The 13,635-nt window shown below is 66.7% G+C and carries 4 protein-coding genes and 4 pseudogenes; 4 read left to right on the top strand and 4 right to left on the bottom strand.

What is annotated here, in order from left to right; all coding sequences use genetic code 11:
• Positions 1 to 85 precede the first annotated feature (85 nt).
• The gene (locus ACWDXS_RS07635) at positions 86 to 1,807 is read left to right on the top strand and encodes an ABC transporter ATP-binding protein (protein WP_387443977.1); all 1,722 of its coding nucleotides are present in this window, start codon (positions 86 to 88) and stop codon (positions 1,805 to 1,807) included.
• 48 nt (positions 1,808 to 1,855) lie between these two features.
• Here ACWDXS_RS07635 and ACWDXS_RS07630 read toward each other — a convergent pair whose 3' ends face one another.
• From ACWDXS_RS07630 to ACWDXS_RS07620, 3 genes and pseudogenes are all read right to left on the bottom strand, one after another.
• The gene (locus tag ACWDXS_RS07630) at positions 1,856 to 3,040 is read right to left on the bottom strand and encodes a thioester reductase domain-containing protein (protein ID WP_449963456.1); all 1,185 of its coding nucleotides are present in this window, start codon (positions 3,038 to 3,040) and stop codon (positions 1,856 to 1,858) included.
• A gap of 54 nt (positions 3,041 to 3,094) precedes the next feature.
• A pseudogene (locus ACWDXS_RS07625) lies at positions 3,095 to 4,409 on the bottom strand (condensation domain-containing protein); the annotation flags it as partial.
• Between the two features lie 71 nt (positions 4,410 to 4,480).
• Positions 4,481 to 7,600, bottom strand: a complete 3,120-nt coding sequence (locus ACWDXS_RS07620; RefSeq protein WP_449963266.1) for a non-ribosomal peptide synthetase — start codon at positions 7,598 to 7,600, stop codon at positions 4,481 to 4,483.
• 24 nt (positions 7,601 to 7,624) lie between these two features.
• Between ACWDXS_RS07620 and ACWDXS_RS07615 the strand changes: the two are divergent.
• Positions 7,625 to 8,174 (top strand): annotated as a pseudogene (locus tag ACWDXS_RS07615) (phosphotransferase); the annotation flags it as partial.
• 352 nt (positions 8,175 to 8,526) lie between these two features.
• Positions 8,527 to 8,854 (top strand): annotated as a pseudogene (locus tag ACWDXS_RS07610) (transposase family protein); the annotation flags it as partial.
• 32 nt (positions 8,855 to 8,886) lie between these two features.
• Here the strand turns inward: ACWDXS_RS07610 and ACWDXS_RS07605 are convergent.
• Positions 8,887 to 9,132 (bottom strand): annotated as a pseudogene (locus ACWDXS_RS07605) (molybdopterin oxidoreductase family protein); the annotation flags it as partial.
• Between the two features lie 714 nt (positions 9,133 to 9,846).
• Here ACWDXS_RS07605 and ACWDXS_RS07600 point away from each other — a divergent pair.
• Positions 9,847 to 13,485 (top strand): KAP family P-loop NTPase fold protein, encoded by a 3,639-nt coding sequence (locus tag ACWDXS_RS07600; RefSeq protein ID WP_449963263.1) that lies wholly within the window; start codon positions 9,847 to 9,849, stop codon positions 13,483 to 13,485.
• Positions 13,486 to 13,635 lie beyond the last annotated feature (150 nt).

Here is a 13,635-nt window from a genome sequence, read left to right as displayed (position 1 = left end):
GGATATTCACTTTACTAAAATGGAACAATGCTGTTCCATTGAGGGGGTGACGACGATTGCACCTCCGACTGATACCGCTCCAGCGATGACCATGTCGAACCTGGGTGTCCTGATCGGCTATGCCCGACCGCACACACGCACCCTGCTGATCGGACTCGTCCTCGCCCTCGGCAGTTCTGCGACGGTGATGGCGACGCCGATGGTGACCAAGTCGATCCTCGACGCACTCGGCACGGGCGCGTCGATCATGGGCCCGACCGGTGCTCTGTTGGTGCTGCTCGTCATCGGCGCCGCACTCGGGTGGGGTTACTGGATTCTGCTCGGGACTGTCGCCGAGAACATCGTCTTCGACGCACGCACGATGCTCGTAGGACGACTGCTCGGGGCGACGGTTCCGTCGGTGCAGGCGCGTCCCACAGGCGAGTTGGTCACGCGCGTCACGGCAGACACCTTGCTGCTGAAGGAGGCCGCGTCGTCGGCGGTGATCGGCATCATCAACGCCACCTTCCTGACGGTGGGCACCGTGATCTTCATGGGTGTGCTCGACATGATGCTGCTCGGTGTCACTGTGCTGGCGATCGTTGTCGTCGGCATCCTGTTCGGGACGCTCATGCCGCGAATTGCCAAGGCGGACGCGCAAACTCAGGAATCGCTCGGCCGCCTCGGCGGAGTGCTGGAAGGTAGCCTGCGTTCGGTGCGCACGGTCAAGGCGGCACGCGCCGAGCACCGCATCGCCACCTTGATCGGCGCCGACGCGAGCAACGCCCGGACCCACGCGATCGAGTCGGTGCGCGTCTCGGCAACGGCATGGACCGTCGCGTGGACCGGCGTGCAGGGCGCCATCATCGCGATTCTGGCCATCGGCGCCTGGCGCGTCGACAACGGTTCGCTGACCGTCTCGACGCTGATCGCGTTCCTGCTGTACGCGTTCACGTTGATGGGACCGATCCAGGAACTGACCACGCACATCACGGCGATGCAGTCGGGTATTGCGGCCGCCATGCGTATCCGGGAGATGGAGACGCTGCACTCCGAAGCGGACGTGGCGCACGAGCCCGCGTCGGCGACGACCACCGAGCCCGACGCCGCCGTGCGCTTCGATGCCGTCACGGTCCGCTATGCACCTGATGCGCCGCACGCGTTGAAGGGATTGACGCTGCGGATTCCCGCGACCGGCCATACCGCCATCGTGGGACCGTCCGGCGCGGGCAAGACCACGGTGTTCTCGGCGATCCTGCGATTCGTCGAACCCGACACCGGGACGATCTCGGTGGGCGGTGTGGCCTACCGGAACCTGACGATGCGGGAAGTTCGCGCGCGTATCGCCTACGTCGAGCAGGAATCCCCTTTGGTGCCGGGCACCTTGGGTGACAACCTGCTGTTCCTGCGGCACAGTGCCACCGACGACGAGGTGGCCGAGGTTCTTCGCATTCTCCGGCTCGACTCGGTCGTCGCGGCCCAGCCGAATGGTCTGGACACCCACGTTCGCGACACCGACCTTTCGGGTGGGCAGCGGCAACGGATCGCGATGGCGCGCGCGATGCTCGGTGACGCCGACGTGCTGCTGCTCGACGAAGCGACGTCGCAGATCGACACCCTGACCGAGGCGGCGATCGTCGAAGCTATCGCCGTGCGGGCGCGCACCCATGCCGTCGTCACGATTGCTCACCGGTTGTCGACCGTGCGGCACGCCGATCGGATCGTCGTGATGGAAGAGGGCAGCGTACGGGCGGTCGGGACGCACGAAGAGTTGATGCGCGCCGACGACCTCTACGCGCGGATGGTCCGCGCCGGTGGATTCGCTTAGGCGCACAGTCTTCCGCGGCGGCGTCGACCACGGCCCGGCCTCCTGCGCCTAGCGGACCTCGGACGGGTCGGCGACCGGGGTCGGGAGCAGACCCGCGGTGATGAAACCGTCGACGTAGCGCTGGAGGACAGCGGCATCGATGGCCGGGCAACGCACACCCGATTGCGCGAGTACCGCTCGGGTGCCGGTGTCGTCGACGATCAGGGCGTCGCCGCCGCCGTTGAGGTAGTTGTCGGCGACGAGCGCGGCGCGCATGAGGTCGGCGTGCTGCGTGATCTGGCCGGCCAATCGCTCGGCGGCATCGGCCACCGACACGGTGTCGACCGGAAAACCGCTGCGGCGCAGGGTGTTCAGGATGTCTCCGACATTGGTGGGCGCGCTGTTGACCAGATGGTAGATCTCGGTGTTCGGCTGCCGGCCGGTGGCGAGAGTGACCAGCGCCCGTGCCACGTAGTCGACCGGGGCCAAGGTGACGTCGGCGGATTCGATGTCGGGTGCGACCCCGAGGTGAGCGGCCGACCGGATGAGCGTCCAGAACGCGTCATCGGCACTGTTCGCGCCGCTGCTGATCGATCCGGCGACCAGACCGGGCCGGTGCACCGCGACCGGCAACCCACGTTCGGCTGCCGCGAGGACCAGCTGCTCGGCCACCCATTTGGTGGCCAGGTACCCATTGCGCGGCACCTGGTCGGCGGTGATCGCGGTGCTCTCGGTGACGATTCCGGTGTGCCCGACACCGACCGCGGCCGACACGGTGGACACGAAATGCAGGGCCTTCACCCGGGTGTCGACCGCCAGCCGCAGGATCTCGACGGTTCCGGCGATATTGGCCGGGCGCAGGGCGGCATAGGATTCCAGATGATTCACGCGGGCGCCGTTGTGGTAGATCACCTCGATCCGCGCGGCCAGCTCGGCCCAGGTATCGGCGGCGAGCCCGAAGCGCGGCGCGGCGAGGTCGCCCGGCAGCGGCACGACCCGGTCCGCGAGCCCCTCGGTCCCGAGTCCGTATCGCTGAAGCGTCGTTGCGAGGCGGCGGAGCACGTCGTCGGCGTCCTGGGCGCGGACCAGGCACCAGACGCGCGAGTCGGTGCGGTCGAGCAGTTCGCGCAACAGATGGATACCGACGAAACCGGTGGCACCGGTCAGAAGCGCATCGTCGGCCGAGATCGGTGGCGCCGCAAACGCTTCCGGCACTGTGATCGTGGGGTCGAGGCGCGCGTCGTCGATCAGCATGTCGGTCCAGTGCCCGGCGGCCGCCGCACCGGACTCCGCTGTCACGGCCGCCGTCACCGCCCGCGGCGTCGGCGCTTCGAACAGCATGCGGGGGTCGGCGTCGATGTCGAGGCGGTTCCGCAGCTCCGATCGGAGGGTGAAGACCAGCAGTGAGGTGCCGCCGAGATCGAAGAAGCTGTCATCGATCGCGACCGAATCTCGTTCCAGCACATCGGCGAACACCTGGGCCACGGCGAGCTCGCGCACGGTCGCCGGCTCACCGCCACCGGCCGCGGCAGCGTCGCTGTCCCGCTCCGGACGCTCGGGCAGAGCGAGCCCGGCCGCGACGGAGCCGGACAACTGCGCGACAGTCGCGTCGGGATGTGCGGCGATCGCTGTCAGGATCTCGAGGAACCGCGCCGCGAACCCGGCCACCGTCGCCGCGTCGTAGAGACCGGTGGCGTAGCGCAGGCTCGCCGTCAGTCCGCCCGTGCTCGAATGCTCACGCAGCGTCAAGGTCAGGTCGAAATGCGTTGTTTCCCAGGGGATATCGAGGGCGTTCACGGTCAGCCCGCCGCGATCGAGCGTGGGCGAAGGGGGCAGGTTCTCGTAGGAGAACACGGCCTCGAACAGCGGGTGTCTGGTGCTGTCGCGCGGCGGATTCACCGCTTCGACGATGTGATCGAAGGGAACGTCGGCGTTGTCGAGCCCGGCGAGCGCGACCTCGCTGGCGCGCTAGCAGCATGGTGAAATGCTCTCGCGGATCGAGGGCCAGGCGCAGTGGCAGGGTGTTCACGAACATGCCGACCAAGCGGTCGAGGGCAGGGTGGCCACGGCCCGCGACGGGGGTCCCGACCGTCACGTCCGCGATCCCGGCCAGGTCACCGAGCAGCACGGCGAACGCCGCGTAACCGGCCATGAAGGGCGTCGCGTTGTGCCGGTGAGCCAGCTCGGTCAGTGCCGCGCCGATGTCGGCGCCGATCTCGAAGTCGATCACCGCGCCGGTGCCGCCCGGCCTGCCGGAGCCGGGAACACGGACTCGATCGGTCGGTAGCGGCAGCCGGTCGGGCGCGCCGTCCAGGGCCTGCGCCCAGTGGGCGAGCTGACGAGCGGCGGTGGGCCGCGGATCGTGTCGATCGCCGAGGCGTCGATGCTGCCACAGCGTGTAATCGGCGTACTGCAGCGGCAGCGGTTCCCACTGCGGTGGCCGTCCGGCCGCCCGCGCGGTGTACGCCACGGACAGGTCGGCCACGAGCGGACCGTGCGACCAGCCGTCGGCGGCGATGTGATGGGCGACCAGCGCCAGCACGTGGTCGTCGGGACCGAGATTCCACAGCGCCAGCCGGATCGGCGCGTCGGTGGTGACGTCGAAGGGCGCGGCGACCGCCACCGCGAGTTCGGCGTCCAGCCCGGCCCGGTCGAGTGCGTCCGCGATCAGCGGTGCATCGCCCAGCGCCGCGTCTACGGTGAGGATGCGCACCTGCGGCCCGGCGCGGGATACACCGTGCGCAGCACCTCGTGCCGGTCCACCACATCTCGCACAGCGGCATCGAGCGCCGCCACATCGAGAGATCCCGTCAGGTGCAACGCGATCGGCAAGTGGTACGCCGAGGAATCCCGGTAGAGCTGATTGAGCAGCCACATCCGCAGCTGTGCCGGGGCAGGCGCCAGGTGTTCGGGCCGGGGCACCGGCAGCGGTGCGTCCTCGGCCTGGTCCTCGGCATCCTCGACCCGCAGCGCCAGCGCCGCGACGGTCGGTGCGTCGAAGACGGTGCGGACACCGATGCCGAGGCGCGCCGCGAGTGTGGTCGCGGTGAGCGAGGTCCCGCCGAGTTCGAAGAAGTCGCTCTCGGCCTTGGCGACCTCGACCGCGAGTACCTCGGCGAAAGCCGCCGCCACCGTCCGCTCGGTATCCGTCGAGACGGGCCGGGAACCGTCGTGACCGAACACAGGCGCGGGCAGGCGACGGGTGTCGAGTTTGCCGTTGGGGGTCAGCGGCAAGGTGTCGAGTACCAGGTAGGCGCTCGGCCGCAGATACGCGGGCAGCCGCTCGGCGATCTGGAGCCGCACCCGCTCCACCTCGAGTGGGCCGTCCGGCACCAGGTAGGCCACCAGATGGGTGCCCCGGGAGTCCTGATGTGCGGTGACGGCGGTACGGCCGACACCGGGGAGGCCGGTGAGCGTGGTCTCGATCTCGCCCGGCTCGATGCGGTGACCGCGCACCTTGATCTGGAAGTCGCTGCGGCCGTGGTAGATCAGTTCCGGCTCGGCATCGGCGGTGAGCGTCACCAGGTCACCGGTGCGGTACACCCGTCCGCCGGGCGGGCCGAACGGATCGGCGACGAATCGGGCCGCGGTCAACGAGTGCCGTCCGTGGTAGCCGCGGGCCAGGGCCGGGCCGCCGAGATAGAGCTCGCCGATGACGCCGGGTGGCACCGGACGCAACCGGGCATCCAGCACCAGCGCGTGAAATCCGCGCAGGGGCGCGCCGATCGTCACCGGCCGGTCCGGCGTCAGCTCCGCGATGGTCGCGATATCGGTGGCCTCGGTGGGGCCGTACCCGTTGCGCATCAACCGGGTTCGCGACCAGGCCGAGACCAGATCGGGTCTGATCGCCTCCCCGCCCACGCCGAGGACATGCAGGTCGGGCAGGGTTTCGGGGTCGAGGGTGGCCAGCACCGCCGGGGTGATGATGGCATTGGTCAGCCGCTCGCGCCGCATGAGTTCGGCCAGGTCCGGTCCGGCCATCACATAGCGCGGGGCCACCACCAGCGTCGCCGCACCGGCCAGTCCGCACAGGATCTCGCCGACCGCCATGTCGAAACCAGGGGAGGCGTGGTGCAGGGTGCGGGCTCCGGGTCGCAACGCATACCGGTCGCGGCGCTCGGCGGCCAGGTTCGCGAGTCCACCGTGGGTCACCAGTACGCCCTTGGGGACACCGGTGGAACCGGAGGTGTAGATGAGGTAGGCGGGGTGCGCGGGCCGGGCGGAGACGGGCTGCCGCAGCTCCGCATCCGGCGTCGCGTCAGGGTCGGCGATCGTCCAGTGCACCGAGTCAGGCAGATCGGTCGGGTGCTCGATGCCGGTGACGCCGAGGGTGGCGCCACAGTCGCCGAGGATGTGGGCGATGCGCTCGGCCGGGTATCCCAGGTCGATCGGCACGAAGCCCGCCCCGGTCTTCGCGATCGCCCAGATCGCGCCGACCGAGGCGGCGCACCGTTCCATGACCATCGCGACCAAGGTCTCGGGGCCGGCGCCCGCGGCCTGCAGCGCACCGGCGAGGCGGTCGGTCCACGCGTCGAATTCCCGGTAGGTCCAGCGCTTCTCGCCGTAGACGACGGCGATGCCGTCCGGGTTCGCCGCGACGGCGGCGGCGATCAGCTCACCCAGTGTGGCCGGTGCACCCGCCGTCGGCCCGCACCAGGGGACGAGCAGGTTCGCCTCGGCGGCGGTGAGGACCGGCAACCGGTCGATCGGACCATCGTCGTCAGCGGCGGCGAACGCCGTCAGGAAGCCGACGAACCGGTCCAGCCGCGTGGTGACCTCGGCCTCGGTGTAGCGGTGACGGTTGGCTTCGAACTCGATCCGCGAGCCGGAACCGGTCACCGGATACACATTGAGTGCGAGATCCTCGACCGGCCCGGTGGACAGCAGTTCGATGACCCCGCGCGCCGGACCGAGCATCAGTTCCGTGTGGAAGTTCATGATGTTGACCGCCGGTCCGAAACTCAGCGACTCGGCTCGGCGCCCACTGTCGCGGACCATCTCGGCACCGCGATAGCGCTGGTGGCGCAGTGCCCCGCTCAGCTCGGCACGCGCGCCAGCGATGGCGGTGCCGACAGTGTCACCCGAGCAGCGCAGCGGCACGATATTCGATGTCATGGCGCCGCATGCACGCAACGCGGCGGTGGTGCGCGCGGTGACCGGCAGGCTCAGCGCCACCGAGTCGGTGTCGGTCAGCCTGCCGAGGAACGCGGCGAACGCCGCCACCAGCACGGGCGCGATGCCGGGGAAGTCGGCTCGCGTCCGCAGTCGCTCGACCAGCGATGCCGGCAGCTCGGCGCGGGCGTGGATCGGCAGCGGATCGGGAGAACCGGGTCGCGTCGCGAGGGTGACGGGGGCAGGCAGCCCGGCGAGCTGCTCGCGCCAGTATTTGCGGTCGGTTCCGTAGCGCCGCGAGCCCAGGTAGCTTTCCTCCGCGGCGGTGAGCACAGCCGTCGAATCGACTGCGGCCGAGGGTAGGTCGGTTCCCTCCAGCAGGGCCGTGTAGTGACCGCTCAGCAGGTGCTGTATGCGGACGGCGCCGAACCCGTCGAGCGCCAGGTGATGGGCACGGGTGCAGAGCAGGTGACGCTGCGAGCTCAGTCGCAGGACCGTGGTCACGATGGGTGGATCGGCGATCAGATCGAACGGCGCGCACTGATCGGCCCGCATCCAGGCTCGGGCGGCGGGCTCCGGGTCGGATTCCCCGCTGCAGTCGACCACGGCGATATGATCGTCGATGCCGTCGTCGTGCACCTGTCCCGGTTGCCCGTCGACGATGGTGAAGCGCACATAGGCGCGGACACATTTGCCAGGCACGCGACGTCGGTTCTGATCGGTCGGAACGGGATGGAGATCGCGCCACTGCCCGCCGCACTGGAACGCCTCGGCCCCGACGCCCCGCCGCAGGTCATGGCATTGAGTATCGGCGAACTCATAGACGACATCTGGAAGCCCTACATCCGCACGTTGACCCGTACCCCGCAGACGCTACTGCACGGCGACGCCCATATCGGTAACACCTATCTGCTCGCTGACGGTGAAGTGGGTTTCCTGGACTGGCAGGTCGCTCGGCGCGGGAACTGGTCGATGGATCTGGGCTACTTCCTCCAGGGCGCGCTCACCATCGAGGACCGCCGTCGAGGCGAGGACGAGTTGCTCGGTATCTACCGCGATGTACTCGACCTGCCCGCCGCCCATCTGCCCACACCGATCGAGATTGAACTCGGCTACCGAGCTTCCGTCGGCGCACGGACTCACCCTGTGGTTGTGCACCGCGAGCGCGGGTGAGTTCTGGCAGCGTCCCGATATCGCCCTGGCTCTGGCGCAACGCTATTCGGCTGCCTACGCCGATCTCGACACCGCCTCCGCGATAGCCGAACTGTCTCGGTGATTCGCTGGAATCGACGCGCCTAACCTGTTCTCTTCCTGGTGATCTGTATGTCTGCCACCGCCAAGAACTTGATACAGGCGTATCTCCTTGATCATTGTCGTCATAATCCTCTACATCGAGGTCGTACCGCTGCAAACACGATGGTCTCGGCCGCGCTACAGAAAGTGAGTACGAGTTTCCCCACCGTGGGTGGCAACACCAACTGGGCTGCGATCATCCTCGGCCTGGTCGGCGCTTCGGCCACCTCATTGCTTGGTAAGGCGCCGCTTTACTCACTCAGGGATGCGCCGTAAGTCGTTGGGCAGCAACCGGTATCGTCTCTCCGGTGGTGATCTCGGTGTCTGATCCGGTGATGGTGGAGTTGTTCTCCGGGTTGCGGGCACACAGGTTCGCGCGGTTGATCACCCGGCTGCTGCGCGAGGGTGCCGACCGGCCTTTGCGGGGTCGGTCATGGGGATTGCCGTTCGAGGACCGGGGTGTCGCTGGTGGCGACCTACTGGCGGACCAACCTCACGATGCGTCAGCTCGCGGCGGTGTTCGGAGTCTCGAAATCGGCCGCGGCGGGGGTAGTCGAGGACCTCGGGCCGGCTTTGGCGCTGCTGCGCAGGGCCCGGTTTGCTCGTAGGGCGGTTTTGATCGTGGACGGCACGCTGGTCCCCAACCGTGAACACTGGGTGGCCGCCGGTAGGACGTAGTCGGCGTGCTGGGCGGTCTCGGTGAGGGCGACGTCAACGACGACGCTCAACTCGAGGTCCCGCATCGCCCGGCGGAACTGCGTCGAATCCGGTGGCGAGTGCGCCGGGTTGGACGAGTCGATCCACATGTCGCGCAACCGATCCGGGTGGGCGGTGAGAATCTCATCGACGATCGAGTTACAGGGAGTCAGGCCGCCGATGATGTCGGCGCCGGTGACCGGCGTGTTTCCCGCCTTCTCCAGTCGACCCAGGGCTGCCGCCATGATGCGCGCGGTCGGTACCACCACCGCGTCGTAGAGCGCCGGCCGGTGCCGAAGCCGGTCGACCACGACCAGGCCCGTTCCTGGCGGGCGTGGTATGCCCACGTCACCTTTGTCGGAATTCGCCCACGCTTGGCTTGCCGGTGCGAAAACAGTTGCGGTAGAGGGGGACCAGCGATCAATCGACGGGCATGATCGCTTTCATTCTAGTTGGATTCGCCCGTTTGACCATCAACCTGGTCCTTGCACATCATCGAGCGATGCTCGACAGGTTTGGACCTGGTCGTACTGGCGTCGTCGGCACCAACACCAGGCACGCCTGCCGCACTACCGACGACGAGGACCCCACCCAACTGAATGCCGCTGCAGTACTTGGTGCGCCGCCTGCGGCCGCGCACGTCCCGCATTATGGGTTAGCCTTTCGCGGCTCGCAGCCGATGAACGGTACGACAGCACCATGCGGCCGACGGGATCTCCGCGAACCGTGCCGAAATTCGCGCCCGCGCCGTCGATCAGCCACTCGTCTCAGAGGCCCAGGAGAAGCCACAGCGCTGTCGTGGCGGGCACCGGTGGGGCAGCAATATCCAGGTACGGCGGTCCAGAATGGGTAGATCGCGGAGTTATTGGTTGCCGAGGTGTAACGGGAGTCGCGGCGGTCGCTGCTTCTTAGATATGGTGCTCATCGATGAACGACCGCTGCGAGGAGTGGAACACAGGGTGAGCATCCGGCGACGACGGCACGCGAAGTTCCAGTTGATCGAGGCGGCGGATCTCATCCCGGACGGTCGACTGGGTAGAAGCGAGGCCGACCTTCTCGAACACGACGCGATCGCGCGGGGAGTCGCCGAGATCGCGCTGGCCGCGCGAACACCAGTCAACATCGCGTTGTTCGGTGCATGGGGATCGGGCAAGTCGAGCATTTACTCGATGATCACGAACCACCTGAACCGCATCGCGCCAGACGAAGTGCGTATCGCGCGATACGACGCGTGGAAGTATGGCGGGCAAGACCTCAAACGAAACTTTGTCCACAGCGTTGCCCATGAGCTCGGGCTGGGGAACGATCGTAAGTTCGACGAGGACCTGGCAGACGAGGTAAGTACTGCTCGACTGGACATCCCAGGGTGGCTGAAAGGTAATTGGATATCGCTAGTACTCGGGTTGGGTATCGCAGTGGGGATTGCCCTGATCTGGTCGTCGATTCTACTTGCTGTCGCGGTCTGGGTCGGGAAGAGTCCGCTCACCGATGCTTTCAAGACCCTGATTCCGCCGACCGCCATCGTTTTCGGTGCTGCACTCGTCGCGGTAGTGGTGGGTCCGCAAGCACTGCTGGGGGCAGTCGTCTCGAAGAAGCGGCCCGCTCCATCGGGGGCCGATCAATTTGCGCAACGCTTCGGGGAACTCGTCTCGAAAGCGAGGACGGCCCGGGTCGAACGAATGGTCGTCTTCATCGATGAGCTGGATCGTTGCTCACCCGAGGACGTCGTCTCGACGCTCATCGATCTCAAGACGTTCCTCGACCAGGAACACTGCGTGTTCATTGTCGCAGCCGATCGTGATGTGATCGAGCAGTCATTGCGCAAGACGCCGCAGGCGAAACCGGTACGTGAGGATGAGCCGTACTTCGCCACGTCCGGTGCGTTCTTGGACAAAATCTTTCAGCATCAGATTGCTTTGCCGCCATTGCGCGCTCGAGCGTTGACCCGATTCGCACAGGATCTAGTCGAGAACCAGGGTGGCTTGTGGAGAAGGTTGCGTGAGCACGGTCAGGAGACCTTCGACCGGGCCGTCTTCGCACTGGTGCCGGTGCACGTCCGGAGCCCACGTCGGGTGAAGATCCTTCTGAACAACTTCGCCACCACGTGCCGTATTGCCGAAGCCCGCGGTATTGCCTCGATGGACCGGGCGAGTGAACTGGCGGTTCTGACTGTGCTTCAGACGGAGTTTCCGGCGGTAGCCGAAGAGCTGAGGAGGGTGCCACGTCTATTGGAGTACCTCCGTGGGGACGGAGAGTCGAAGGCACCCGAAGTACGAGACCTGGTCAGTCGGTTCGGGCTACGGGTGGACGATGACGAAGCGGACACTCCGGGTGCCAATTCATCCGAGACACCCGCCGGTGAGTTGCTCTCCGACGACGAGGCCGATTCTGGCGGACACAAACGGCGAACTGCGGACCTCACATTGCGTCGGCACCTGGCCGGCTACCTCGCCAAGGTGCGGGCAGCCGGAATACTGGATCCGCGCCCCGACTTGTTGTATCTGCAAAGCGCCGACAACGGGCTTGCCCTGAATGACCCGCGTCTAGGGGATGTCATCGATTTCGCCGCCGATACCGCCCCGGACGATGTGGTTCGGGCCTTTGCCGGACAGGACTCGCAAACGCTCGCGGTCGGTGCTGCCCTACTAGTGATCGAAGGAGACAACAATCACGGCCCCGGGCGGGCGTTCGCCTACGAATCCGCCTGCCGGCTCATCGAGGAAATCGATCGAGTCAACGAGGATGCGCGCCAGACGGTGGTACGGGCGACGGTCCCCTCACTGACCGCGGCGACCACCGGGCGCGAGCTGTCGCGGCGCTCGATGCCGGGAGCATTGCTCGCGGCATGTTGGGCGGGCAAGAACGACCACGTCGAGGTGACTCTCGATTGGCTACTGATCGCGGGATTACCCGCCGACGTACGCACCAAGTTGGTCGCGTTGTTCACTTACTTGGAAGAGAGCGGAAAGCGGTCAATTGCGGAGCTGCTCGTCCGAGACTTCGGTTCGCAGCCCGAGCCACTCGTCTCGGCATTGGTCGCGCTTCCCGTCGCCGAGTCGGTTGCCCTGTGGGAGTTGGTTAGACCCAGTGTGTTCGAGTTCGTCAAGCGCGAGAATTCATCGCCCGCAGTGTCGACCGGTGTGGCCATAGCTGGGTCAGGTCTGACCGAAACACCGCTCGATGATGGGCGCGGTACCGCGTTGCTCAGCGAGTTGGTCGCGGCCGTTCGTGGTCGACAGGACCACGAGGAGATTCTCTCGGCGATCCTTGCCTCCGCGCAGACTGAAGACTCCGAGTTGGGTGCCGGGGCGTGGCTGCTCGACCAGGCAGATGCGTTGATCGCGACGATGGCATCGCCGGTGTTTCGGACCAGGCACGCGTTGTTGGGAATGCTGCACTATCCGGTGGAATCGTGGCCCACATGGGAAACATATCTGGTCGCGGAAGATCTCGGCATCACGGGCGTGATGTTGTCACCACTGGCCACCGATGTGCTGATCCAACGATTGATCCCGGCGATCGCTATAGCCGATGACGACACTTGTGCCGGACTGCCTGCGGTAGCGCGCAGTTTGGCACGATTGGCGGATATTGATGATCTTGTTCTGTCCGAGGCGATCTCGGCTGTGACAACCCCGATACAGTGGGTAGCACCGCGCGACTCCGATCCCGTGTCGGCAACGGTCTGGGCCCGCAAGACTGCGGTGGCAGAAGCAGCGCTGGCGCTCGGGGCCGAGAGCGGTGGCACCGCACTCGAAACTCTCGTATCGGACCTGATAGCCCCCGTCGTCAACTTGCTGATCGACGAGCAGCTCATCGAGAGTTGGTTGCCGATCGTCCGCCGCCTCCCCGAATCGGCGGCGGAGTCGTTGTCGGGTCAGCTCGAGGAGTATCTGTTCGACGACGACGATCCGGCCACAGTCGTGCGCATGAAACTCGGCGTGCGCCGATGCTTCGGCGGCGAAGCGCTTCCCGCCGCAGTGCTCGCCGGGCTGCCCGACGGCGCTGTCGACTCCACGATGACAGACGACTGGCTGGCGTTGACACCGCCGTCCGCAGACGTCCGCGCACTCGTCGGCGACGTGCCGTTCAAACCACAGAACCTTGGCGCGTATGCGGCAAGACGGTCTGTGACCGAGCGGACAGACCTCTGGTCGGCTGCTTGGGAATCGAACGGATCGGCCTCGTTGTTGGACGCGTTGGGCGGCAGTGGTATCGGGGCGGGCGCGGTCGAAGTCGTTCGTGTCGCGGTGGCGTCTATCTCTCGGGCTGACGACCGGTCGGCCGCCGTTGGACGACTGTTGGCGGCGACATGTCCCACCGAGGATGCCGCGAATCGCGACGTCCGTCGTGCCGTCAGCGAACTTGCTCTGTACTTACTGGACAAAGGCACCGCCGCCGATCGGAGAACTGCTGCCCAGCTGGTGATCTGGGCGGGTGGGGCGGGAGATCGGTCCGCCGCCAAATTGCGCATCGGCTTCAACAACGCACACGCCGACACCAAACGTTGGCCGAAAGAGCTGTCAGCCCGGCTCACAGAGCTCGGACTGCTCGACGCTCAGAAGAAGAATCTTCTCGAAAAGTTCGTCGGTCGCTGAGGAGATGGGCACCGGGCGAACCGCTGACCGCACCAGCGAGTCCGGTGGTTTCGCGGGGCGTCAGATGGCGACGGTTGCCGCGCCGCCACCCGGACGTGTTCGGATCCTTGGCGAAGCGGAGTCCGTCGGCGTAGACGGCGATGCGCGCGG

The sequence above is a fragment of the Nocardia sp. NPDC003183 genome, assembly GCF_053590715.1.
The sequence above is the reverse complement of the archived record's forward strand: the minus strand, read 5'-3'. Positions and strand labels throughout refer to the sequence as shown.

Excerpts from the sequence above, each read along its gene's own strand:
- ACWDXS_RS07630 (WP_449963456.1), bottom strand. The coding sequence starts at position 3,040 with ATGCTGATCGACGACGCGCGCCTCGACCCCACGATCACAGTGCCGGAA.
- ACWDXS_RS07635 (WP_387443977.1), top strand. The coding sequence starts at position 86 with ATGACCATGTCGAACCTGGGTGTCCTGATCGGCTATGCCCGACCGCAC.